Consider the following 23,452-nt stretch of genomic DNA (forward strand, 5'->3'; position numbering starts at 1 on the left):
ATCGGGCATGAGTGAAAAAGCAATCCTGAGCTGCCGCAACCTGGGCAAATCCTACGAGGAAGGCCCGGAATCCGTGGTGGTGCTGGCTAACCTGCAGCTTGAACTCCATCCGGGCGAGCGCGTGGCGATCGTCGGCAGTTCCGGCTCCGGCAAAAGTACCTTGCTCAACCTGTTGGGCGGCCTTGATACGCCGTCCCAGGGCAGCGTGTGGCTGGCCGGTGAAGAGCTGTCCGCCTTGAATGAAAAGGCCCGCGGCCAACTGCGCAACCGTTCGCTGGGTTTCGTGTATCAATTCCACCACCTGTTGCCGGAATTCACCGCTCTGGAAAACGTGTGCATGCCGCTGTTGATCGGCAAGACCGCGATCCCGGAGGCGCGCCAGCGTGCCACGGCCTTGCTGGAGCGCGTCGGCCTCGGCCATCGCCTGGAGCACAAACCGGCCGAGCTGTCCGGCGGCGAGCGCCAGCGCGTGGCAATCGCCCGTGCCCTGGTGAACAACCCAGGGCTGGTGATGCTCGATGAGCCCACCGGTAACCTCGATTCCCACACGGCCCAGGGCATCAAGGACTTGATGCTGGAACTGAGCACCCAGATGCGCACCGCGTTCCTGGTGGTGACCCATGACATGAGCATGGCCCGCCAGATGGACCGAGTACTGCACTTGCAGGAAGGTCATCTGGTCGCTATCTGACCTGTTGCAAGCCCGTTTTTTTGAAACCGGGCTTTTTCATTTTTTCAACGGTGCCCGCGAATGTTCAGACCGTTATCGATTTTCATCGGCACGCGCTATACCCGCGCCAAGCGCCGCAACCGTTTTGTCTCGTTTATCTCGATGACCTCGATGATCGGCCTCGCCCTGGGCGTGTTGGCGATGATCGTGGTGCTTTCGGTGATGAACGGCTTCCAGCGCGAAATGAGCTCGCGCATCCTCGGCATGGTGCCCCACGCCACCATCGTGGGGGTGAACCCGATCGATGACTGGCAGCCGGTGGCCGCCGCTGCAATGAAGAACCCCCAGGTCACGGCAGCGGTACCGTTCACCCAGATGGACGGTATGTTCTCCTACAAGGGCGCGATGCAGCCGATTGAGATCAACGGCGTCGACCCGGCCCAGGAAGGCAAGGTGTCGATCGTGGCCCAGCATATCGTGCGCGGCAAACTGGAAGACTTGAAAGCCGGTGAGTTTGGCGTGGTGATCGGCGACATCACCGCGCGCCGCTTTCGCCTGAACGTGGGCGACAAACTGACCTTGATCGTCCCGGAAATCAGCACCGCGCCGGGAGGGATCACCCCGCGCATGCAGCGTTTGAACGTGGTGGGTATCTTCAAGGTGGGCGCCGAGCTGGACGGCTCCATGGCCTTGATCAACAAGGCCGACGCGGCCGAAATCCAGCATTGGCAACCCAACCAGGTGCAGAGCGTACGCCTGGCGGTGACGGACCTGTACGCGGCGCCCAAGGTCTCGGCCGATATCGCCGCCAGCCTCGGCGCGGCGTATAAGGCGGACGACTGGACCCACACCCAGGGCAGCCTGTTCAGCGCGATGAAAATGGAAAAGACCATGATCGGCCTGCTGTTGCTGATGATCGTCGCGGTGGCCGCGTTCAACATCATTGCCACCTTGATCATGGTGGTGAACGACAAGGGCGCGGACATCGCGATCCTGCGCACCATCGGCGCCACGCCCCGCCAGATCATGGCGATCTTCATGGTGCAGGGCACGGTAATCGGCGTCGTCGGCACCCTGATCGGCGGCGTGCTGGGGGTGATTGCGGCGCTGAACGTGAGCGAACTGGTGGGCTGGCTGGAGCGGGTGAGCGGGCAACATATCTTCAGCTCGGATGTGTACTTCGTCAGCAACCTGCCGTCCGAACTGCAAGGTGGGGATGTGTTGCTGATTTGCTCGGCGGGGTTTGTGTTGAGCTTTCTGGCGACCATTTACCCGGCGTATCGGGCTGCGAAGATCGAGCCGGCGCATGCCCTCAGGTATTCGTAGTATTTGAGACCGCTATCGGGGGCAAGCCCCCTCCCACACTTGGAATGCATTTCAAATGTGGGAGGGGGCTTGCTCCCGATAGGGCTGGCCCAGCCTGCATCAATCCCCCTGGGACAACTCGATCACAAACCGCGTCCACCCCACCCCGGACTCACAAAAAATCCGCCCCCCATGCGCCCGCACTATCGACTGGGTAATCGCCAACCCCAGCCCCGCGTGTTCGCTGCTGCCTTCATGGCGCGCCGGGTCGGCCCGGTAGAACCGATCGAACAACCGCGGTAACAACTGCGCTGGAATGCCTTCCCCGGTGTTCTCAATCGTGAGTGTCACGCCGTCCACCATGCGTACCCGCACTTCGCCGCCCGCTGGCGTAAATCGCAGCGCGTTATCGAGCAGGTTCGACAGCGCCCGACGCAACATACCGCGATCACCCATCGTATGGGCTGTGCCTTCTCGCACCAGGCTGACGTGGGCGTCTTCAGCCAGCAACGCAAAAAACTCCAACAACGCCTCCACTTCATCGGCCAGCGCCAAAGGTTCGCGCTTGGGCACCAGCAAACCGTGATCGGCCTTGGCCAGGTACAGCATGTCGTTCACCAACTGCGCCATCCACTGCAGTTCCTCCAGGTTGCTGTGCAGCGCTTCGCGGTAGTCCTCCAAGGGGCGCGGCTGGGTCAGGATGACCTGGGTCTGGGTCAGCAGGTTCGACAGCGGTGTGCGCAACTCGTGGGCGATATCGGCGGAGAAGGCCGAGAGGCGCTGGAACGCATCGTCCAGCCGGCCCAGCATGGCATTGAAGGTTTGGGCCAGCTCCGCCAGTTCTGCTGGCATTTGCTGTTGCGGCAAGCGTTGCGTCAGGGAATGCGCGGACACGCCGGCGGCGACTTCAGCCACGCGCCGCAATGGCCGCAACCCGCTGCGCGCCGCCCAGGCGCCGAGCAGTGCGGTGGCCAGGGCCGACAGGCCGACGGTCAGCCAGATCAAGCGCTGCATGCGTTGCAGGAAATGCTGGTGGTGGGTGATGTCGAGTATCAGGGTCAATTGCGCCGAGCCGGGTTGGCCAGGGTTCAGCGGCGCGTTATACACCCGGTAGGCGGTGCCAGCGTTCTGCAGGCTATGCAGGCCGGGGGCCTCGGGCAACGCCACGCCCGGCGCATCGTCAAGCCAGCGCTGGCCGGCCGCCGTGATGCGCAAGGCGAGGTCGGGTTGATGGCTGAGGTCGGCGCGCAGTTGGGGTTCGCGCTGGGCGAACGCGTGCGGCGAGTCGACCCCCTGCAACGTGCTGCGCAGCGCCACGAGTTTGCTGTCCAATTGCTGCTGGTCCAGCTCGATGAAGTGCGCCTCGCTGGCATGGTTGAACAGCACGCCGGCCAGCAGCGAGACCACGGCGGTGCAGGCGGCAAACAGCAGCGCCAGGCGGCTGGCGAGGGACAAACGCTTGATCAAGTGAAGCGCTCCTCGAGTACATAGCCCATGCCGCGCACGGTGTGGATCAGCTTGTTGGGAAAGGCGTCGTCGACTTTCAGGCGCAGGCGGCGGATCGCCACTTCGATGATGTTAGTGTCGCTGTCGAAATTCATGTCCCACACCTGCGAGGCGATCAGCGACTTGGGCAGCACTTCGCCCTGGCGGCGCAGCAGCAGCTCGAGCAGGGCGAACTCCTTGGCGGTGAGGTCGATACGCTGGCCGCTGCGCTCGACGCGGCGACGGATCAGGTCCAGGCGCAGGTCGGCCAGTTGCAGGCAGGTTTCCTGCGGTGCACTGCTGCCGCGCCGTAACAGGCTGCGTACGCGGGCGAGCAGTTCGGAAAAGGCGAAGGGCTTGACCAGGTAATCGTCGGCGCCCAGCTCCAGGCCGTGCACGCGATCTGCCACCGCGTCGCGCGCGGTCAGGAACAACACCGGAATGTCCAGGCCGGCACTGCGCACCGCTTGCAGGATTTGCCAGCCGTCGCGACCGGGCAGCATCACATCGAGGATCAATAAGTCATAGTCGCCGGTCAGCGCCAGGTGCTGCCCGCTGATACCGTCGGCCACCAGCTCGGTGGTGAACCCGGCTTCGGCCAGGCCCTGGCGTAGATAGTGGCCGGTTTTCGGTTGGTCTTCGACGATCAGCAGCTTCATTCAGGGCTCTTGGTAGTTGGGTACAGGGCTATGTAGGAGCGAGCTTGCTCGCGAAAAACGCCAACGATACCGTGGGCTGTCTGGCTTAACGTGTTGTGCTTAAGCCCTTCGCGAGCAAGCTCGCTCCTACAAAAAAAGATCGGGCTTTATACCGTGGGTTTCAGGGTATGGGCGCAAGCTGACAAAGTTGTAATCTAGCAGTCAGTTGGCTGGCAGCGAGGCCACCTTAAAGTGCTGGTCAAGCGAGTTACCCATTTTGGAGCGTGAAAGATGGCGTTGCGTACACCTCTGTTCCTGGCCGGCTGCCTGTTGGCGCTGAATTTCGATGCCATGGCCGATACGGCCCACACCTATGCATTCGGCCAGCCGGCGGCCGCTGAAAAAGCCACGCGCACGGTGGAAGTGGTGCTGCAGGACATTTCTTTTTCGCCCAAGTCCCTCGACGTCAAGGCCGGTGAGACGGTGCGCTTTGTGCTGGTCAATAAAGGCCGGTTGCTGCATGAGTTCAACCTCGGCGACGCGGCCATGCACGCCGAACACCAGAAGGAAATGTTACAGATGCAGGCCAGCGGCATGCTTACGGCCACCGGTATGGGAGAAATGGACCACAGTAAAATGGACCATGGCGCGATGAAGCACGATGATCCCAACAGTGTGCTGGTCGAGCCCGGCAAAACCGCCGAGCTGACCTGGAAGTTCTCCAAAGCCACTGACCTTGAGTTCGCCTGCAATCTTCCCGGGCATTACCAGGCGGGCATGGTCGGCAAACTGACCGTTGAGTAAGGCGTTCCTTAAGGGCGCGGGCAAAGGCTGGTAGACTTGTGCGGTTTATTTAGCCAGGTTTCCGCCATGCATCCCGCAGCCGAACATTCGCCGCTGGGCAAGTCCAGTGAATACATCTCCACTTACACCCCTTCGTTGCTGTTCCCGATCCCTCGCGCCGCCAAGTGGGCCGAACTGGGCCTGAGCGCCGAGACCCTGCCTTACAAGGGCGTGGATTTCTGGAACTGCTTCGAACTGTCCTGGTTGCTGCCGTCCGGTAAACCGGTGGTGACCATCGGTGAGTTCAGCATCCCGGCCGACTCGCCGAACATCATCGAGTCCAAGTCCTTCAAGCTGTACCTCAACTCGTTGAACCAGACCGCGTTTGCCGATACGCCGAGCCTGGAAGCCACCTTGCGCGCCGACCTTAGTGCCGCCGCCGGCAAACCGGTGAGCGTGCGCATTCGCAGCCTGGCCGAGATCGAGGCTGAAGGTGTGATGGCGCTGCCGGGTGTGTGCATCGATGATCTGGATATCAACGTCAGCAGCTACGAGCATCCGCGTCCGGAATTGTTGCGCTGTGACGAATCGCGGGTGGTGGAGGAGAGCGTGCACAGCCACCTGCTCAAATCCAACTGCCCAGTCACCAGCCAGCCCGATTGGGGCAGCGTAGTGGTGGAGTACCGTGGCGCGGCGCTGGATCACGCCAGCCTGCTGGAATACCTGGTGAGCTTTCGCCAGCACTCGGACTTCCATGAGCAGTGCGTGGAACGCATCTTCCTGGACCTGCAGCGCTTGCTCAAGCCGGCGAAGTTGACCGTGTATGCGCGGTATGTGCGTCGGGGTGGGTTGGATATCAACCCGTATCGCAGCACCGAAGAGGTGGCGTTCCAGAACGTACGCCTAGCGCGCCAGTAAGCCTGCACACAAAGCAAATGTGGGAGGGGGCTTGCTCCCGATGCAGAGGTTCAGGCACAGATGCTGTGACTGACACTCTGCTATCGGGAGCAAGCCCCCTCCCACATTTTGGATCGGTGCTTGGCTGGCGGGCAGCTTAGATGCCGATGTTGCCCAGCGTTATCACGATGTTGCGCAGTGTCCCGGCAATGCCTGGATGGTCCAGTTCAAAACCTTCCACTGCGCGGTTTACATCGTCAGCGATGCTGGGGGTCTGGGTGGCCGGCTCCAGTTGTAGCTGCACGTCGAATTTGGCAATCAGCTCTTCAAGGGCTTCACGTTTTTCAGCGGGCAACTCTGGATGATCTTCCAGCTGTTTGCGCACGATATCGGCCTGCTGTTGTAACTTCTCGCGATCAGGCATGACATTCTTTCCTTTTATCGATAGTCACTGGCATAGACCGCGGCACGCCGGGAAAGGTCTACGAACTGATCTGTAGATTAATCCACTGCGGCCAACCGTGCATGATCCTTGTCAGGGCTTCTCGCCTTTGAGCCGGCGCAGGCGGATATCGGCCAGGCAGGTGCCGAGTTCACCGAGGTGATCGATCACTGAGTGCACGCCCAACCCATAGAGCGCCACGGTGGCCTTGCCGCGCTTGTGCTCGCGTTCCTTGTCGCTCAGTGCTTGCCACTGCTGCGGCGCGACGCCGCACAGGGAGCCGCAGGAGGCCAGGCCGATGGTCCACAAGCCGGCATTCAGGCCCGATTGCAGCAGGCGCGGCTCGCCGCTGACCAGCACGCAACCGTCCAGACGCGTGATATTCAGCTCCATCAAGGCCTGCCAGCAGGCGTGGGGCGCCGGCCAGCGGATGGCAGAGGGCGAGGCGGCCTTGAGCCAGGCGGGCAGGGTGGCGGCCAGTGACGTAGTGATCGAGGGCGGCAATTCATCCAGCCAGGCGCAGGGCACGCCTTGTTCCTTCAGGCTGCGCAGAATTTTCAGGGCCCCGGGTGTGGTCTGGGAATCGGGGGAAGGGGAGTCGCTGCGCGCCTGGGAACCGAAATCCACCAGGCAGCCACTCAAACCAAACAACACGGCAGTCAACGCGGGGGCAGTGGTGACGGCTATCTCGGCATGCGGCATCTGAACGTCCCTGAAATAGTTACAACGCTATCGGGATGGCATGACAAGTGGATGACACAGGTGGGTATTTGTAGGAATTTTGTCCAAATCATGAAAGTCGTTTCCTTGCGAGTGCCTAAATCGACACTTCCGTCATATACTGACGGCCTTATTCAGGGCATAGCGCCCATGACAGACTATTCAAGGAGCAAAAGCTATGCGCTGGAGCCAGTACTTCGCTCAGCTATCGGTGTGTGCCACCGTCCTGTTGGCCCCGTTCGCCGCCCAAGCAGCGACCGAAGACGACCCATGGGAAAGCGTCAACCGCCCGATCTTCACCTTCAACGACACCGTTGACACCTACGCCCTCAAGCCAATCGCCCAAGGCTATCAGTTCGTCACCCCGCAATTCGTGCAGGACGGCGTTCACAACTTCTTCCGCAACATCGGCGATGTCGGCAACCTGGCCAACAACGTCCTGCAGCTCAAGCCTCACAATGCTGGCGTCGACACGGCTCGCCTGTTGGTCAACACCACATTCGGCGTACTGGGCTTCATCGATGTCGGCACCAAAATGGGGCTGCAGCGCAGTGATGAAGACTTCGGCCAGACCCTCGGCTACTGGGGCGTCGGCAGCGGCCCTTACGTGATGATCCCGTTGCTGGGCCCAAGCACCTTGCGCGATGCGCCGTCCAAATACGTGGACAGCTACACCCAACCGTACCGTTACATGAACGATATCGGCTGGCGCAACAGCACCTTCGGCCTGAACGTGGTCGACACCCGTGCCAGCCTGCTTGACAGCGAAAAGCTGATCAGCGGCGACAAGTACACCTTTATCCGAAACGCCTACCTGCAGAACCGTGAGTTCAAGGTCAAGGACGGCAAGGTCGTCGACGACTTTTAAGCTGAGACGTTTTGAAATGAAAAAGGCGACCTTTGAACGGTCGCCTTTTTTGTGGGCGCATATCAGCGCATTTTCAGGATTCTGAGGCCCAGGTGCTGCTCATCGCCGGCAGCCTTGGTCCACACCACCTCTGTATCGGCCTCAAGGCCCTTGAGTGCGGCGTGCTCTGAATCGATGCGCACGGTGAGCAGGTCACCCACGCTGAACTGGCGAGGGGCCTGCACCTGCATGCCGGAGCTGGACAGGTCCAGGCACACCCCTTCGATCTCCTGTCCGGCGTGGATCAAGGACACATCGGCATCTACCCGCATGCGGATGAAGTCACGTTTTTCGGCGTAGTCGCGCTCGTGTTCGCTCACTGAGTCCATCCTTACTTTGCGTTGTGGTGATGAGCGTTCTTATAACTCCCGGTGATTTGCGGTGTAAAGACGCCCGGCGACCATCGGCATGAGCTTGAAACCCCTCACGGATGGGAGTACCGTCTGCGCCTTAGAAGGGCACCTCTGCTTTACCGTTGTGCATGGGCGAAATCCCAATGCTTTGTAGGACAGAGAGGCTAGAAAGCGAATCCAGTACGTGAGCACGGCCATTGCCGCGCCGCCTACGCCAACCTAATTCTGGCGCCGTTTGCCCACATGCAAAAAACCAGTGCCACGCTGCTGATAATCGATGACGACGAAGTAGTGCGCGCGAGCCTCGCGGCCTATTTGGAAGACAGTGGCTTCAGCGTCCTGCAGGCCGGCAACGGCCAACAGGGTCTCCAGGTATTCGAGCGCGACAAGCCCGACCTCGTGATCTGCGACTTGCGCATGCCCCAAATGGGCGGCCTCGAGCTGATTCGCCAGGTGACCGAGCGTGCTCCGCAGACGCCGGTGATTGTCGTGTCCGGTGCCGGGGTCATGAATGACGCCGTTGAAGCCCTGCGCCTGGGCGCCGCCGATTACCTGATCAAGCCCCTGGAAGACCTGGCCGTGCTGGAGCACTCGGTGCGCCGCGCCCTGGACCGTGCCCGGCTGTTGCTGGAAAACCAGCGCTACCGCGAAAAACTCGAGACCGCCAACCGCGAGCTCGAAGCCAGCCTGAACCTGCTCCAGGAAGACCAGAACGCCGGTCGCCAGGTGCAGATGAACATGCTGCCGGTCAGCCCGTGGACCATTGACGAATTCAAGTTTGCCCACCAGATCATCCCGTCGTTGTACCTGTCGGGTGATTTCGTCGACTATTTCCGAGTGGATGAGCGGCGTGTGGCGTTCTACCTGGCCGACGTCTCCGGCCACGGTGCGTCCTCAGCGTTCGTCACCGTGTTGTTGAAGTTCATGACGACGCGGTTGCTGTTCGAGTCCAAGCGCAACGGTACCTTGCCCGAGTTCACCCCCTCCGAGGTGCTGGGCCACATCAACCGGGGCCTGATCAGCTGTAAGCTGGGCAAGCACGTGACGATGGTCGGCGGCGTGATCGATGAAGAAACCGGTCTTTTGACCTACAGCATTGGCGGTCACCTGCCGATGCCGGTTCTATACACTCCTGACAGTGTGCGTTACCTGGAAGGGCGTGGCCTGCCGGTGGGCTTGTTCAATGAAGCCACCTACGAAGACCACATCCTGGAACTGCCGCCGACTTTCAGCCTGACGCTGATGTCCGACGGTATCCTGGACCTTCTTCCAGAGCCTACACTCAAAGAGAAAGAAGCCGCCTTGCCCCAAAAGGTCAAGTCGGCGGGCGGCAGCCTGGATGGTCTGCGGCAGGTTTTTGGATTGGCCACGCTAGGGGAGATGCCGGATGATATCGCCCTATTGGTGTTGAGCAGGAATCTTTGATGAGTACCGGAAGAATCCAATTCGCCGAGCAAGACGGGACCTTCGTCCTGAAATTTGTCGGTGAAGTGCGCCTGACTCTGTGTTCGGCGCTGGATGCGACGATTGAGCGGATCTTCACAGCGCTGAACTTCTCGGCGATCGTGATCGATCTGACCGAAACCCGCAGCATCGATAGCACCACCCTGGGCCTGCTGGCCAAATTGTCCATTCTGTCTCGGCAGAAGGTTGGCCTGTTGCCGACCGTCGTCACCACCCACGAAGACATCACCCGGCTCCTGCAGTCCATGGGCTTCGACCAGGTTTTCAACATCGTTGACCGCCCGATCCCGTGCCCGGAATGCCTGACCGACCTGCCTTCGCAGGACCAGTCCGAGGAAGTCGTACGGGTCAAGGTGCTGGAAGCGCACAAGATCCTGATGGGCTTGAACGAGTCCAACCGCGAAGCCTTCCACGACCTCGTCAACGCCCTGGAACGCCACTGATCGCTAATTGAAATGCAATCAAATGTGGGAGGGGGCTTGTTCTGGTCAAGTTTTTCCGGACACCGATTACGGTGATCAAGCCGCCTCCTGCTCCATGGCTATTGGCGACAGGTAGTTGTTGTAGCTGTGGAGCCTGATTCGGTTGTATCGCATGAAGAAGCTGGTCATATCCTGCTTGGCTTCTTCAACTGTCATATAGCCCTTGGTGGGCACCCACTCTGATTTGAGCGTCCCGAAGAAACGCTCTGTTGGTGCATTGTCCCAGCACTGCCCTCTGCGGCTCATGCTTTGGGTTATCCCATACTCCAGCAACGCGGACTGAAAGAGCTGGCTGGTGTATTGGCAGCCTTGATCCGAATGAAACATCAAGCCTGCATGTTTGCCTCGAACCTCCACCGCCATTCTCAGCGCCTTGCTAACCAGGTTGGCGTCATTGATCAGAGAAAACGCCCAGCCAACGATTCGGCGGGCGAACAGATCAATGACCACTGCCAAGTGATACCAGCGTTTCCCAACCATTAGGCTGGTAACGTCGCCGCACCAGACTTGATTAATTGCGGTTGGCTCGAAGTTACGCTCAAGCAGGTTCTTGGCCACAAATGCTTCAACGCCTCTAGAGCGATATTGATGGCGGCGGCGCTGTCTGCTGGCCAGATTTGCCTCCGCCATAAGTTTTCCGGCCAGATGCCGACCTACCTTGATCTGCTGGGCCTTCAAGTGCTGAGAGATCATCCGTGCACCTGCGCTTTCTCGGCTTTCGACATGCAGTTGCACGACTTTTGCTCTAAGCGCGTCACGCTTGGTATTTGGCGCTGAGCGACGCTTAAGCCAGTCATAAAACGCGCTGCGGGAAACGCCTAGCGCACTGCAAAGCAGGCTGGTCGGATATGAACTCGACTCCCTCAGTTCCTCGATCAGGAAAAACGATCGGGATCCGACATCAAGAGAGCCGTAGCCTTTTTTAAGATTTCAGCCTCACTCTCCAGGCGCTTGACCTTGGCTCGTAGCTGTTGAAGCTCTCGCTGTTCGTCGCTGATAGCCTTGGTACCTGCCACTGGCTGCCCTTTGTGACGCTCTTTACGAACCTGATCAACCCAGCGGCGCAGAGCCGTAGGGCCAACGTCCATCGATGCACAGACGTCGGGAACTGAGCAGTTATCATCAAGAACCATGCTTGCAGCACGTTGCTTGAACTCGTGGGTGTAGGTCTTTCGCTGTTGCATGGAACCTCCTGATTGGGCGAATCATATCGCCCTTAAGAGGTGTCCGGGATCATTAGGCCAGTTCAGCTTGCCCCCGATAGCGGTGTGTCAGTTATGAACAAGCTGACTGACACTCTGCCATCGGGAGCAAGCCCCCTCCCACAATGGATCTGTGCCTGGCTTGAAATTGGCACAAAAAAGGGCGGCACCCGCCAAGGTGCCGCCCTTTTTGCCGCCTACGCTTTTACAGCTTGGCCGACAACAACGCCTCCAGCTTCTCCTGATCCCGAGCAAACTGGCGAATCCCCTCCGCCAGCTTCTCAGTCGCCATGGCATCTTCGTTGGATTCCCAACGGAACTGCGCTTCAGTCATATGCACCCGCGCTTCACCGGCGTGCCCTGGCGCCAACTTGCGTTCCAGCTTGCCTTCATCGGCCGCCAGCTTCTCCAGCAAATCCGGGCTGATGGTCAAGCGATCACACCCGGCCAATTCTTCGATCTGGCTCAGGTTACGGAAGCTCGCACCCATCACCACGGTCTTGTAGCCATTGGCCTTGTAGTAGTTGTAGATGCGCGTCACTGACTGCACGCCCGGGTCATCGGAACCGGTGTAGTCGTTGCCGTTGGCCTTCTTGTACCAATCGTAGATACGGCCCACGAACGGCGAAATCAGGAACACACCTGCTTCAGCGCACGCCACGGCCTGGGCGAAGGAGAACAGCAACGTCAGGTTGGTCTGGATGCCTTCTTTTTCCAGTTTTTCCGCTGCGCGGATGCCTTCCCAGGTGGACGCGATCTTGATCAGTACACGGTCACGGCTAACGCCGGCCTTGTCGTACAGATCGATCAGACGGTGCGCACGCTTGAGTATCGCGTCTTCGTCAAACGACAAACGGGCGTCCACCTCAGTGGAAATACGGCCCGGTACGACTTTAAGGATCTCCTGGCCAACCGCCACTGCGAAACGGTCACTGGCCAGGCCCACGTCACCGTTGCAGTCCTGCACACATTCATCCAGCAGCTTGGCATAGCCAGAGATCGACGAAGCCTTGAGCAGCAGGGAAGGGTTAGTGGTCGCGTCTTGCGGCTTGAGCTTGGCGAGGGTAGAAAAATCGCCGGTATCGGCTACGACGGTGGTGAATTGCTTGAGTTGTTCCAGCTTGGAAGTCATGGGCGTGCTCTGTCCTGTGGGTCTGATGACATTACCCGAGCGCTGGCAGGCGCTCAAGGGCGCAAATGCGTTAGGTCGTTTGCGAGGGCAACAACCTGAAAACAGCCGTATGAATGGCGGTCGTACTGCTCAATAGGAGGGCAAAACCGCCGCCAGGTTCAACCCAACTGCCCGATAGCGCCTTCATGGCCACACACCGCACCAAATGTGGGAGGGGGCTTGCCCCCGATAGCAACGTATCAGTCAATCCAAAACTATCTGACCCTCTGCAAGCTAACCAGTCACCGCCCTTCCAACAAAGCCCCAGCCTGATCCAACAACGCCAACGGGTCCGCCGCCTTATGAATATCCACCGACAACAACTGCCTGAACCTGCGCGCCCCCGGAAAACCAGTGCCCAACCCCAACACATGCCGAGTAATGTGATGCATCGTCCCACCACTGGCCAAATGCTCAGCAATATAAGGCCGCAACTGCGCCAACGCCTCCGCCCGGCCAATCACCGGCGCCTCACTGCCAAACAACCGCTGATCCACCTCCGCCAACAGATACGGATTGTGATAAGCCTCCCGCCCCAGCATTACCCCATCAAACGTCTGCAAATGCTCCTGGCACTGCTCTAACGTCTTGATCCCACCGTTGAGAATAATCTCAAGCTCCGGGAAATCCTGCTTCAACTGCGCCGCCACGTCATAGCGCAATGGCGGAATATCGCGATTCTCCTTCGGCGACAGCCCCTCCAGAATCGCAATCCGCGCATGCACGGTAAAACTGGTGCAACCCGCGTCCTTCACCGTGCCGACAAAATCACACAGCTCGGCATAACTGTCCCGGCCATTGATGCCAATACGGTGCTTCACCGTCACCGGAATCGACACCGCATCGCGCATCGCCTTCACACAGTCCGCCACCAGGGCAGGGTGAGCCATGAGGATCGCGCCGATCATGTTGTTCTGCACACGGTCGCTGGGACAGCCGACGTTCAAGTTCACCTCATCGTAACCGGCCGCTTCGGCCATACGCGCGCAGGCGGCCAGATCGGCGGGGACACTGCCGCCTAATTGCAGCGCGAGCGGGTGCTCGGCTTCGTTGTGACGCAGGAAGCGCTCGTGATCGCCATGGAGGATTGCGCCGGTGGTGACCATCTCGGTGTAGAGCAGGGTGTGCTTGGAGAGCAGGCGTAGGAAGAAACGGCAGTGACGGTCGGTCCAATCCATCATGGGGGCGACGGAGAAGCGGCGGGAGAGTGGGGCGGATTGTAGGGGCATGGGGGGATCTGAGTTAGCGAGGCGAATGGGGCGTAGTTTATCAGGGATGCTTGCCAGGTACTTGGCGGGTTCTCACGGCTAGTTACTTAATCTCCAGTGACACCTGGAGCGCGTGCCGGTTAGGGTTTCGACGTAAACCTTGTGTTGGCGACTGTTCCCGGCGAGAGACGCTCGCAACGTTTCAGAGCGTAGTCTTCCATTTGCGCTGGTGCGAGCCTTTGAATGGTCTACGGCCTTGATCCTGGAGGATGATCGATTCGACTACGTCGAGTGTCGTTATCGGGCGATGGAGTACATAGGGGATCGGCTTCATGTCGTAGTGTTTACCCGACAGGGGTGACGCGGTCCACGTCATCAGCTTTCGTAAAGCTAACAAACGAGAGGTCAAAAATTATGACCAAGAAACCCAGTCCTGAAATGGTCGATACGGCAAACCCCGAATGGTCGGCCGAGGACTTTGCTAAGGCCAAGCCAGCCAGCGAGGTGCTTGTGGGATTGTTTGGCAAAGCTCAGGCGAAGGAAATGCTCAAGCCAAAGCGTGGCCGGCCAAAGTCGGTAGCCACTAAAGAGCACGTTAATGTTCGTTTTGATGCTGAGGTGCTGGAGAAATTCAGGGCTTCTGGGCCGGGTTGGCAAACGCGAATGAACGCCGCTTTGGCTGATTGGCTCAAGACGCACACACCGGATGAGCTGAAGGCTTAGTGCCGAAGATCATGCCTAAGACAATTAGCCGCCGATAAGGCGGCTTTTTACTGCCTGGTGATTAGCTCTGTCTCGGCAATGGTATAAATAAATTCGTCCCCATTTTCATGTGTTTGCCATTCATAATAGGTGATGCTAATTTTACTAAATTTGTTTTAGTATAAACTTTTCAGTTCGTATATTTCTGATTCCCTTCGCCCCTTTATTGACGATTCCATTATTTTCTAATTTTACAAAAGCATCGTTGATAAAGCCTTGCCATTGAGGGCGCGTGAAAATTTCAAGGTCTTTATTCCAGTCGTACGTTTTTTTTGAAACTTCACCAACTTTGAATTCTGTGCAGTTATTCCTATAGCCGATAGTGAGTTCTCTGATTACCAGTGCCATAGCTACTCTGCCTTCAAGGCTTAATTGAGTAAAAGCCGTTACTAGTTCGTTTTGAGTTGTCTCATACCTACTTTTGTGAAGAGCGCCAATTGCATATATTTGGGAAGGCAGGGAATTAATAACCTCTGCAGGATATTTTTCTCTCATGGTAAATATGTTTATTGTTTTAGTTATTTGGCGTTCGAAATCTGCATCCCGTTCATCGTCAATATGTATGCAGGCGTTGCATGTGCTGGTGGTTAAAACTCCAATTGTATGGGGTGTTAATTCTGAACATGTTTCACAGTGTTTTAACTCTAGATGTTGTGGGTAAGCGCTTTTCTCTGCACCTATCAGGATAATTGTGTTTCTTGAGTCTGGCGCCCATGTGTAGATATTTGGCGTGTTTGAATGGATGAAAAAGGCTTCGAGCAATAACCTTGTAGGTTCGCACGTTTGAACGGGCAATATATAAGCGTGCCAGATTTCTGACCAAGCCATGAAAAAAATATCATTTTGTGGTGTGATTTCAGTAGTTGGTTGGCTTTCAATTAATGTCTGTATCAGTGATTTAGATGCTTCTGATTCGATTTGGTCCTTTTTTTCTAAGTAAAGTACTTTTCCTAGGTTTTCATATTTACCTTTTTTTACATCATGTGCATCTAGAATTACGATGCAGCGTGATGTGGCACGTGAGTATGCGCAAAAGAATTCCGTGTTTGACATGTCAGTAGCTGCTAGTATGACGATAACTGGGCTCTCCAACCCTCTAAAACGCCCTATAGATTCTACTTTCACACCCTGAGGCACTATGCTTTGGTGAACGGCCATGTTAGATGGTGTCAGCACAATTATATGTTGAGGTAATAATCCCTGAGATAGGATTTGATCAATTATTTGACGTAATGTGGCTTTCTGGTTGCCAGTAATTATCTCCGTAAGAGTGTCTTCATCGCTTTGTCTTGAGTTTGTGATGGAGTGAGTTGGTTGTTGGAAGGTTTTTAAGCGCTCACAGACGCGCTTTGGCATCCGAAGACTTTCGGTAAGAAAAAATGCTTGTTGCTGAAGATAACCTTCTATCTCCATTAGGCTCACGGGTTTCTCATACGGGAACGCTTGAGCCGCGTCACACATTACAATGATCTTTTTAGTGGAGAAATGTTTAATCAATATTTCCCAAAATTCTTTGCGGATTACTTGGCCTTCGTCAATAATAAGAGTTGAGTACTCACTTATAAAGCCTCGTCCACAAGCTTTTTTTAGGCTTGTTGCTGCTTGTTTTTCAAACCACTCTGATGTGAAGTCTGCTTTTTCGCCGTTGTATGAAGAGGCCTTTGAACACAGGGAGTATATTGTTGTTGCTTGAGTATTATTATGTTGTATCAACTCTTTTGACAGCTTTTGAGCAAGAAGTGAGTTGAACGTAATGCATAATACTGACTGTCCTGCAGTAGAAAGTCTGCGAGCGGTTTCTACTGCTATAACTGTTTTTCCCGTGCCTGGCCAACCACTAATTAAGAATCTATCATTTTTCAGCGTCCACTCTATGCACTCTTGCTGTTCGGGTGTCAGTCGAAGCCACAGTTTATTGTCGCTGTTTATTCTTGAGTGCCAGCAAGGAGCGTAGCTAGCACTTGGAATTAACATTCCAATAATGGATTCAATAGCGGACTTGCTGATGGGGGTAGCTTGTAAGTTTTTTTTAAAGTAGCTCATAATTGAGCGTATTTTTTCGTTAACCCGATCTAAGTCATTGATGTCCAGTATCAATTTGATAGGGGGTAGATGGTAATTGTCCACCACGCTAGGAGGTAGCTCTGAAGCATTCATTTCTGAGCCAGGAAAAAAATAAGCACGTCCTATTTTAATTCGCACACCGTTGTTTCTTAACCACTCTTGAATGGCAAATATACCACGGTTTAACTGCGCGACCGGGTCGATGCTTGTATTGCTGTAATAAAAGCCCGATGAGTTATGTCCGAGTACTCCACCTTTTACTTCAAGCGCAAGAACGCCAAGGTCAGGGTGCAATATGAGAAAGTCAATTTCTCCAACAGGGCTTTTATTGTCGTGTAACTCATGTATGAATGAAGATAGCCAAGGAATACTATGGATAATTTGGAAGTCGTTGTCTAACTGGTCTTTAAGTAACCGGTAAACAATCGGTTCTGCCACGTGGCTGTCATTGTATTTTGGTCCGTGAGGGGGATGCATTATTGCCATGTGATTGTCCGTATCAATAAAAATACAATGTTAAGTGTGTGTGCTTTTGATTATTGCATAGGTATTATGATTTCCCCTAAGCTCTAAGCTCTAAGCTCTAAGCTCTAAGCTCTAAGCTCTAAGCTCTAAGCTCTAAGCTCTAAGCTCTAAGCTCTAAGCTCTTGCGGTGTGTCAGGCGCTTTTTTTGAATCGTAATCGCTCGACTCTCATCATTGACCAATTCGCTTGAGGAGAGATTCTAGGGGCTAAGTTTTTATCGTCCAGTCAGAAGCTTTTTTATTGGCAATTGTAAATCGTATAGCTACGCTGGATTTCTGAGCTTGCGCTTATGGTCATTCTCATCATTCCTTGGATGGGCGGCAAACGCCGCTTGGCCGGCCGCCTCATCCCGCTGTTTCGCCTCACGAATGCTACGGAGATATCGGGTCGGCCCCTGAGGAATTCCTAGGTTGAATCAGCAGGTCGTCGTGAGATGTGTCTGGGAGTGAATCGTTTGCTCCGGATATCGTGGTCTGACCCCGATACCTGACCCCGATACCCCTCGCGGGTATGTTTACCCGACCTTCGCGTCCCATGGAAGGGAACTAAGCCAGTCTGTCGACGCTGGCGAAAATGGCATCCGAGAAAGTCGCCAGCGGCTTTTGGATTTTCGAGAGCGATATAGTTCGCTTCGTCTTCCAGATTTTTGAGTGCTTTTTCAAGTCACTCAACCCGCGTTCCGACTCCAGCGCCTAGCGCGCATGGCCGCCACTTGGTCATCGGTGGCGAATTTGCCTTCGTTGGCGTCTTTTACCGCCAGCTCAATCTGAGCGGTCAGCGTTTTTTCATGCTCAATGTAGTCGCGAAGAACATCCATCGCAAGTAGTTCGCAGTCTGGCCGGTGGTTTTGGCGAGGTCAGTGAGAGAATTGGATAGGTCTTCCGGCAGATTTAAAGATATTCCAATCATGGCAATCTCGACGATGGACAGTTGAGGCCAACTTATCACCGTGGAGCGCTGGGTTGGATCAGCAAGTCGTCGTGGAGGCTATCTGGGGGGATCGTTTGATTTTCTCTGCCAACTCACAGCCAGAGGTATCGTGGTCTGACCCCGATATCTCCTTCATGGTCACCCCAGCGGTAGCTCGCAGCCGTATCGTACGAATAGACCACTACCGCTTGTCGGTTGAAATATGCATAAGTGCATTTTTGTTGCCTTTGAATACTGTATAGGCATACAGTATTAGGGCGACAGAATGAGAAGCGCAGAAGATGGAATTTTGTCCGTTGAGCTTCTCAAAGACAGAAAGTCCCAGAGCCGAAGCCGTTCGTCAGAGCGTAGTAAGGTAACGGGTGAATCAACCTCCATCCTATTGAGATATACCGAGCATTTATACTGGCCCTAGCGAAAAGGAAATTCACTATGCCTAATGGCGATACGATTTATCTTCCAGAAATTGAAGTCAACGTTATTAATAGATATGAACCTCAGACATTTGGAGGTGGCGGGGGCGATAGCAGCGATTTTTCATTTAGTCCTGCAGGACAGCTAAACATTGCCACAATAATTAATACATACCCACCAATCATTGCTCAAAATGTTAATGATCAAGAGGCAAGCGTTGCAGCAAAACTTCTGTCGATGCCCACTTCTATAGCAGAAAGTATTAACGCCATAGAAAAAAATGAAGACGACTCCGAAAGTGAAGTAGCGCAAATTGAAAAGCACATTCGCTCGGTAGATACGCTAATCGCTCAAAAAACACAGGGGTACGCTGCTCAAAAGGCGGAGGCTGATAAGTACTATTACGGAGACTTCTTTCGTTTCCCCACTATGCAATTTATTAAAAGTGCAATCAGCGGGGGGAGGACAAATTATCCTCCGGAACAGAACTATAGAGAATGGTACGCCTCACTTGAGGCTGCGTATGCTGCGAAATACAGCAACCGCGAGATCGATTATTTGAATGCCCTGAAGCAGAACCTTCAAGCACAGGCTAATCAAGCACGCGCAGACGCCGAGGCCAAACGTATTGCCGATGAGGCGGCAGCTGCGCAAGCCGCAAGGGTTGCAGCTGAGGCTGAAGCGAAACGCGTGGCTGACGAGGCAGCCGCTGCTGAAGCAGCGAGATTTGCGGCAGAGGCGGAGGCTAAGCGTATCGCAGACGAAGTGGCTGCGGCTGAAATCGCCCGTTTGGCCGCTGAGGCCGAAGCCAAACGTATCGCTGATGAGGCAGCCTCCGCAGAAGCCGCGAGGGTAGCAGCAGAGGCGGAAGCTAAGCGGATCGCGGCTGAAGCGGCAGCCACCGAGGCCGCGAGGGTCGCGGCAGAAGCACAACGGGTGGCCCAACAGCAAGCCGCTCGGCAGGCGGTATTCAGGACCGCCGGCACATTGGTCATGCCTGCAAATGCCACCGCGATCACTGTTTCGGGGCAAGGTCTGATTCAAGTCGGTGAAGGTGCTGCCGCCCTGGCCAAGGCTGTTGCCGATGGCATTGCTGAGCTTGGCCGAATCCTTTTAGTAGGTCCGGGCATGTACATTGCTACATTCGTGACGCTAGGTTTGTACTCCAGCCCCACCGCGAATGACGCGCAGGATCGTACACCTGATCGCATCCGTTATGGACTGGGTTTGCCGGCCGAACAGTTGGGGCTTCCTCCAGGCACCGACCTGCAAAGCATCGCGTTGGCTCAAGGCACCATCGAATTGCCATGGCGCTTGACCAACGAAGCCAAGGGTGATCGATCACTCATTTCAGTAGTCAGTGCTGATGGTGTGAATGTACCCCAGGCGGTTCCTGTGCGGGCGGCAACGCTGAATGCCACAACAGGGCTCTATGAGGTAGTCCTCCCCAGTACAATCTCTGCCCAGCCACCGATTACGTTGACCTGGACACCGGCAGCAGCGCCGGGAAGTGAGAACCCATCGAGCACAACGCCTGCGGTCCCTCCAGAAATCCCGGTTTACACCGGCACTACGTTAGAAACGATCACGGTTACGGCTGAGACTTATCCGGGTGTAATCACGACCTCTGAGGACTTGATCATCTGGTTTCCAGCGGATTCGGGTATTGCACCGGTTTACGTGATGTTTAGCGAACCTTTGGATTCGGGGATATTTACGCGTAAACAGCTAGATAGAAAGTTCAAACATGCTAAAAGTTTTGGTATAACGGATACTCGTAAAAATACGGAGACGTTAACAAAGCTCAGGGATGCTATAGATGAGCATCTTGCTGATGCTGATACGCATCCCCAAGGAACTTATCAACGAGAGGAGGGTTCAAAAGTATTCTTTAACCCAAAAACAAACAATGCAGTTATCCTTGATAAAGAAGGAAAATTTGTCTCGGGCTGGAAGCTTGATCCAAACACTCCACAATTTAAAAACTATGTGGAAAAAGGAGTACTACAATGAGTCTCGAACTGATCGACCTCGCAAAGCAGTTTGTAGCTGGCAGCTTATCTGCCGAAGCTTTCGCTGATCCTTATATCTCAAAGTGGAGCGATGAGCGTGATGCGGATAAGCTTAAAGACGATGATGTTAATTTATCAGAGTGTGCATCAAGCATATTTGTACTTGCTGATAGCTACAATCCCGACCTTGACCGCAGGGTGAGCGAACTCGACGAGGACGGTTTGAGAGGTGAGGTGAAAGCGACTTTAGAAAAATTCAAATTAAGTTAATTTCTCAATACCTGTATGGAAAGCCCAGCTAAAGCTGGGCTTTCTATTGTCTGAATATTGCCTCTTTATTAGAATATTGCCACTTTATTACACCTTCTATTCTGACTGGCCAAGTCGGCGAGAGCGTTGGACAGGTCTTCGGGGAGGTTTAGAGAGATCTCATTCATGGCGGTCTCAATGGTGGATCGTTTTGGGGCACTTTACACCGTGGAGCGCTGGCTTGAATCGGCAAGTCATCGCTAGGTGTATCAGGAGGTGGTTCGTTCGCTTTTACTCTCTGATCTTACCGCCGGATGTAGGTCTGACCCCGATATTTTAGGCCTACAGAATTAGCAGTTCTAATCCATCGCTGAAAAGGGTGAAGCTTGTGACCAGAAGCGGTAGATCCATAGCTGGCCATGTCGACAAGTTCTGCGTCTAACTGTGCCACAACAGTATTTACCGTTTTGGGTATAAGACGCAGCCATACGCTAGCTGGGGTGACGCCGCCTGGCTTCTACTGTGGAATAAATGTCCACTCAATTCCTTCGCGTTTGCTCTTCGGGGGCAGATAGTCTGGGAAGCCGACGATGTAGGCAACGCGATGAGTTCCCCTCCATTTGGTCTGAACGTTCGGAGAGCGGCAGAGGACGATGTCCCGAGCGAAGCCAGGTTTTATATCTGAAGCCTTAGGCGCCCGTGAGGAAAGACTGATCCATTTACTATCTTTGCTTTTTAGATTTAGACCGTTTAAAAACAACTTGATACCCAATACCGCGAAGCAGATAAGCGCGGCGGGAAAGAAATACGCAATATAAGCGGTTTTGTTCGCTATTAAACCGTCAGATGTCAGACCGGTGTTACTGAGGTACATAGCTGCAATCATGCCTGCGGCCATTAAAAAGATTCCGAGACATAAAGTTTGCATGTCCGAGTTTTTTGTGATTTTGGCTTGGAGTATCCGCATTCGCAAAACTGGATCAGTAACCGAATCCCAAGGTTTCTCATTGAATCGAGGAAACGATCTATAACCATCCTCGGTCATTAACTTTCTAACTTGATAAGAGCGCCATGCCCATAGGGCAAAGGCCAAAGTAACACATGCTAAGAGTGAGTAGAGCGCGTAATCAGCTAATTCATCAATCGGGAAAAAGACTTTTTGCAGTTCACCTGTAGAGCTATCTAGAGCGATCACTGCTGCGGCGCATGCAGTAAAGGCGTTGCTCGCTAGCAAGGATGTCAAATCAAACAAGCGTGTCAGTAGGGTTTTGGGTTCCATTAATGCGAGAGCTCCATCGGAAAGTAATTCTCATGTTCCATCGATGCATCACGGAGGAAACGAGGGGGAGGAAGGTTTCTCCGTCAAGAACGACCTGTAGGCGCCAGGGTGCTTGAGTGTGAGATTCTCTCATGTGAGGTGGCACATTGCCCACTTATTGTGTCGCACCTCAATAGTAGGCAACTGTATTACCAATATGCGTATGGCGGTTTCAGCTTGCTGAAAACGCCGTAATCGATAGCGAGGCTTCGCCAGAGATAGGTATTGGTGTTACTAAATTGGTACGGGCGAAATGGCTGCTGCTGTAAGGCTTAGTTTTAAAGGCCCTTGCTCTTAATCGTTCCAATCCATCATCGGTGCAACGGATAAAGCAGTCTCTTGTGTACAGGTCTAAATTTCTAGGAAATATCCCACACTCTTCTCGGCTTGCCCCTCAGACCACCCCTAGCTAACCTCCTCAAGCCGCTGCCAATCCAGCGGCCGGATGTGGAAGTCCGACCAAGCTGAAGGCGCTCAATCGCCCATAAACACCTACCGGCGTTTTTTTACGTCTGTATGATTGCTTATGGCGGCTGTGCGCGGGGCACTTCGGTGCGCCGGGTCCTTTAGCCCTGGTCTTCCACACCTGCGTACAGCTGCCACCCCTCATGTGGAAGTGAGATAGGCAGTTCCTTAAACGCTAAAGGAGCTTCGCCATGTACAAGGTCACACCTAATCCGCCTTATGCTTCAAACGCTGCATCTTCTGATCCCAAGCTTCAAGCCGCAGCCCAGCGGGCAATCAATCATCACTTGCCCCCGTCCGACGAAGCTACCCCCGCCGAGCGCCCAAGCAGCAACCTCTTCCTCGTCAACCCAACCATCGACCCCGAAACCCTCCTCGCCAACGCCGCCGAAAACCTAGCATCCGCCAACGAAATGGCCGCCACCCTGGCGTTCGACCTCGACGACTCCCAACGCGCCATCGCCCTGGGCATTCAGCAGTTAATCGAGTTGAGTTCGCTCCTCGTAGACCGAGCCCAAGAACAAGTTGCGCCTGTAATCAAACCAGTCAAAGCCTGACAACCAACCCTGCCGCCTTACCCCAAGGCGGCAACCTGAACTCATGCTGTCTCGCAGCGAAGTTTCATAATTCCCTGTGGCGCTGAGGTCTACGATTCCCTGCAAGAGAGGACCCCAGCGCCTCTAGCCCACAGGAAACTGAGACTATGATTTCGAACCTCGTCAAAGTCGTGATGATCACCGGCACGTTGCTGTTGAGCGCTTGTTCATCTTCACCCGCCGTGAGCAGTGACCCGTGCTTTTCAGGAGGGTGCCAGGCATTCGGTGACCACAGCCCCAGCAAAGCCACCAGGATGAATTTTGGTGGCAGTGGGCTGGGTAGCAGTTATGGGGAGTATGGGTCGGGGTTGTTGCATGATGATTGATGGGGTGGTGGGGCAGTTATTGGTGTATTGACTGGCCTATTGCTATCGGGGGCAAGCCCCCTCC

The 23,452-nt window shown here is 55.1% G+C and carries 24 protein-coding genes and 2 pseudogenes; 13 read left to right on the plus strand and 13 right to left on the minus strand.

The annotated features are described in order from the left end of the window. The first annotated feature begins 7 nt into the window (after window positions 1-7). Entirely contained in the window at window positions 8-691 is a 684-nt protein-coding gene (gene lolD / locus C4J93_RS08050) for a lipoprotein-releasing ABC transporter ATP-binding protein LolD (protein ID WP_164484517.1), read from the plus strand. A 60-nt stretch (window positions 692-751) separates the two neighbouring features. Continuing rightward, window positions 752-1,996, plus strand: coding sequence for a lipoprotein-releasing ABC transporter permease subunit (locus tag C4J93_RS08055; protein ID WP_124366282.1), 1,245 nt, complete (start codon window positions 752-754; stop codon window positions 1,994-1,996). Window positions 1,997-2,095: 99 nt separating this feature from the next. Here C4J93_RS08055 and C4J93_RS08060 read toward each other — a convergent pair whose 3' ends face one another. Beyond that, a complete protein-coding gene (locus C4J93_RS08060) occupies window positions 2,096-3,442 on the minus strand; it encodes a heavy metal sensor histidine kinase (RefSeq protein WP_124370041.1) in 1,347 nt (448 codons plus the stop codon). Then, window positions 3,439-4,119 (minus strand): heavy metal response regulator transcription factor, encoded by a 681-nt coding sequence (locus tag C4J93_RS08065; protein WP_124361811.1) that lies wholly within the window; start codon window positions 4,117-4,119, stop codon window positions 3,439-3,441. Before C4J93_RS08065 ends, C4J93_RS08060 begins: the two co-directional genes overlap by 4 nt. 330 nt (window positions 4,120-4,449) lie before the next feature. On the opposite strand from C4J93_RS08065, the gene C4J93_RS08070 reads away from it, so the two are divergent. Continuing rightward, window positions 4,450-4,902 carry a plastocyanin/azurin family copper-binding protein gene (locus C4J93_RS08070; RefSeq protein WP_372238171.1) on the plus strand — a complete coding sequence of 151 codons (453 nt, stop codon included), beginning with the start codon at window positions 4,450-4,452 and terminating at the stop codon, window positions 4,900-4,902. Window positions 4,903-4,968: 66 nt separating this feature from the next. Continuing rightward, window positions 4,969-5,799: an NADPH-dependent 7-cyano-7-deazaguanine reductase QueF gene (gene queF, locus C4J93_RS08075; RefSeq protein WP_124429034.1), complete on the plus strand. Its 831-nt coding sequence runs from the start codon at window positions 4,969-4,971 to the stop codon at window positions 5,797-5,799. A 136-nt stretch (window positions 5,800-5,935) separates the two neighbouring features. On the opposite strand, the gene C4J93_RS08080 is transcribed toward queF, so the two are convergent. After that, window positions 5,936-6,202, minus strand: coding sequence for a DUF4404 family protein (locus C4J93_RS08080; protein WP_124361814.1), 267 nt, complete (start codon window positions 6,200-6,202; stop codon window positions 5,936-5,938). A 111-nt stretch (window positions 6,203-6,313) separates the two neighbouring features. Next, window positions 6,314-6,922, minus strand: a complete 609-nt coding sequence (locus C4J93_RS08085; protein ID WP_124429035.1) for an HAD family phosphatase — start codon at window positions 6,920-6,922, stop codon at window positions 6,314-6,316. A gap of 196 nt (window positions 6,923-7,118) precedes the next feature. On the opposite strand from C4J93_RS08085, the gene C4J93_RS08090 reads away from it, so the two are divergent. Beyond that, window positions 7,119-7,808, plus strand: coding sequence for a VacJ family lipoprotein (locus C4J93_RS08090; RefSeq protein ID WP_057722960.1), 690 nt, complete (start codon window positions 7,119-7,121; stop codon window positions 7,806-7,808). Window positions 7,809-7,870: 62 nt separating this feature from the next. On the opposite strand, the gene C4J93_RS08095 is transcribed toward C4J93_RS08090, so the two are convergent. Then, complete coding sequence (locus tag C4J93_RS08095) at window positions 7,871-8,167, minus strand: PilZ domain-containing protein (protein WP_124361816.1); 297 nt, start codon at window positions 8,165-8,167, stop codon at window positions 7,871-7,873. 276 nt (window positions 8,168-8,443) lie between these two features. Between C4J93_RS08095 and rssB the strand changes: the two genes are divergently transcribed. Further along, window positions 8,444-9,625, plus strand: a complete 1,182-nt coding sequence (gene rssB / locus C4J93_RS08105) for a two-component system response regulator RssB (protein ID WP_124361818.1) — start codon at window positions 8,444-8,446, stop codon at window positions 9,623-9,625. Continuing rightward, window positions 9,625-10,107: an anti-sigma factor antagonist RssC gene (rssC, locus tag C4J93_RS08110; RefSeq protein WP_003172602.1), complete on the plus strand. Its 483-nt coding sequence runs from the start codon at window positions 9,625-9,627 to the stop codon at window positions 10,105-10,107. Before rssB ends, rssC begins: the two co-directional genes overlap by 1 nt. A gap of 75 nt (window positions 10,108-10,182) precedes the next feature. Here the strand turns inward: rssC and C4J93_RS08115 are convergent, their stop codons facing one another. From C4J93_RS08115 to dusA, 4 genes are all read right to left on the minus strand, one after another. Continuing rightward, window positions 10,183-11,025: an IS3 family transposase gene (locus tag C4J93_RS08115; RefSeq protein WP_305955298.1), complete on the minus strand. Its 843-nt coding sequence runs from the start codon at window positions 11,023-11,025 to the stop codon at window positions 10,183-10,185. After that, on the minus strand, window positions 11,022-11,330 hold the full coding sequence (locus C4J93_RS27330) for a transposase (protein WP_256658866.1): 309 nt from the start codon (window positions 11,328-11,330) through the stop codon (window positions 11,022-11,024). The genes C4J93_RS08115 and C4J93_RS27330 overlap by 4 nt, the downstream gene beginning before the upstream one ends. A gap of 223 nt (window positions 11,331-11,553) precedes the next feature. After that, entirely contained in the window at window positions 11,554-12,480 is a 927-nt protein-coding gene (gene tal, locus C4J93_RS08120) for a transaldolase (RefSeq protein ID WP_124414132.1), read from the minus strand. A 281-nt stretch (window positions 12,481-12,761) separates the two neighbouring features. Continuing rightward, window positions 12,762-13,748, minus strand: coding sequence for a tRNA dihydrouridine(20/20a) synthase DusA (gene dusA / locus C4J93_RS08125; RefSeq protein WP_124429036.1), 987 nt, complete (start codon window positions 13,746-13,748; stop codon window positions 12,762-12,764). 208 nt (window positions 13,749-13,956) lie between these two features. Between dusA and C4J93_RS27615 the strand changes: the two genes are divergently transcribed. Further along, window positions 13,957-14,088 (plus strand): BrnT family toxin, encoded by a 132-nt coding sequence (locus C4J93_RS27615; RefSeq protein WP_372238172.1) that lies wholly within the window; start codon window positions 13,957-13,959, stop codon window positions 14,086-14,088. Between the two features lie 53 nt (window positions 14,089-14,141). Then, complete coding sequence (locus C4J93_RS08135) at window positions 14,142-14,450, plus strand: BrnA antitoxin family protein (protein WP_124429037.1); 309 nt, start codon at window positions 14,142-14,144, stop codon at window positions 14,448-14,450. Between the two features lie 144 nt (window positions 14,451-14,594). Here the strand turns inward: C4J93_RS08135 and C4J93_RS08140 are convergent, their stop codons facing one another. The 3 genes and pseudogenes from C4J93_RS08140 to C4J93_RS08150 form a co-directional block, all read right to left on the minus strand. Continuing rightward, window positions 14,595-16,991, minus strand: a complete 2,397-nt coding sequence (locus C4J93_RS08140; protein ID WP_164485238.1) for a nuclease-related domain-containing DEAD/DEAH box helicase — start codon at window positions 16,989-16,991, stop codon at window positions 14,595-14,597. A gap of 635 nt (window positions 16,992-17,626) precedes the next feature. Continuing rightward, a pseudogene (locus C4J93_RS27335) lies at window positions 17,627-17,720 on the minus strand (type II toxin-antitoxin system RelE/ParE family toxin); the annotation flags it as partial. A 25-nt stretch (window positions 17,721-17,745) separates the two neighbouring features. Further along, window positions 17,746-17,987, minus strand: a pseudogene (locus C4J93_RS08150) (CopG family ribbon-helix-helix protein). Window positions 17,988-18,440: 453 nt separating this feature from the next. Here C4J93_RS08150 and C4J93_RS27215 point away from each other — a divergent pair. Together C4J93_RS27215 and C4J93_RS08160 are read left to right on the plus strand one after the other, a co-directional pair. Next, a complete protein-coding gene (locus tag C4J93_RS27215) occupies window positions 18,441-20,435 on the plus strand; it encodes an S-type pyocin domain-containing protein (RefSeq protein ID WP_218566851.1) in 1,995 nt (664 codons plus the stop codon). After that, window positions 20,432-20,704 (plus strand): colicin immunity domain-containing protein, encoded by a 273-nt coding sequence (locus C4J93_RS08160; RefSeq protein ID WP_124429039.1) that lies wholly within the window; start codon window positions 20,432-20,434, stop codon window positions 20,702-20,704. Before C4J93_RS27215 ends, C4J93_RS08160 begins: the two co-directional genes overlap by 4 nt. A gap of 496 nt (window positions 20,705-21,200) precedes the next feature. On the opposite strand, the gene C4J93_RS08165 is transcribed toward C4J93_RS08160, so the two are convergent. Then, on the minus strand, window positions 21,201-21,962 hold the full coding sequence (locus C4J93_RS08165; RefSeq protein ID WP_124429040.1) for a hypothetical protein: 762 nt from the start codon (window positions 21,960-21,962) through the stop codon (window positions 21,201-21,203). 695 nt (window positions 21,963-22,657) lie between these two features. On the opposite strand from C4J93_RS08165, the gene C4J93_RS08170 reads away from it, so the two are divergent. Both C4J93_RS08170 and C4J93_RS27340 read left to right on the plus strand, forming a co-directional pair. After that, complete coding sequence (locus tag C4J93_RS08170; protein WP_124429041.1) at window positions 22,658-23,023, plus strand: DUF6124 family protein; 366 nt, start codon at window positions 22,658-22,660, stop codon at window positions 23,021-23,023. A 146-nt stretch (window positions 23,024-23,169) separates the two neighbouring features. Beyond that, window positions 23,170-23,388, plus strand: coding sequence for a hypothetical protein (locus tag C4J93_RS27340; protein ID WP_124429042.1), 219 nt, complete (start codon window positions 23,170-23,172; stop codon window positions 23,386-23,388). Window positions 23,389-23,452: the final 64 nt, after the last annotated feature.

This window comes from Pseudomonas sp. R2-37-08W (assembly GCF_003851705.1).
Taxonomy (GTDB): Bacteria; Pseudomonadota; Gammaproteobacteria; order Pseudomonadales; family Pseudomonadaceae; genus Aquipseudomonas.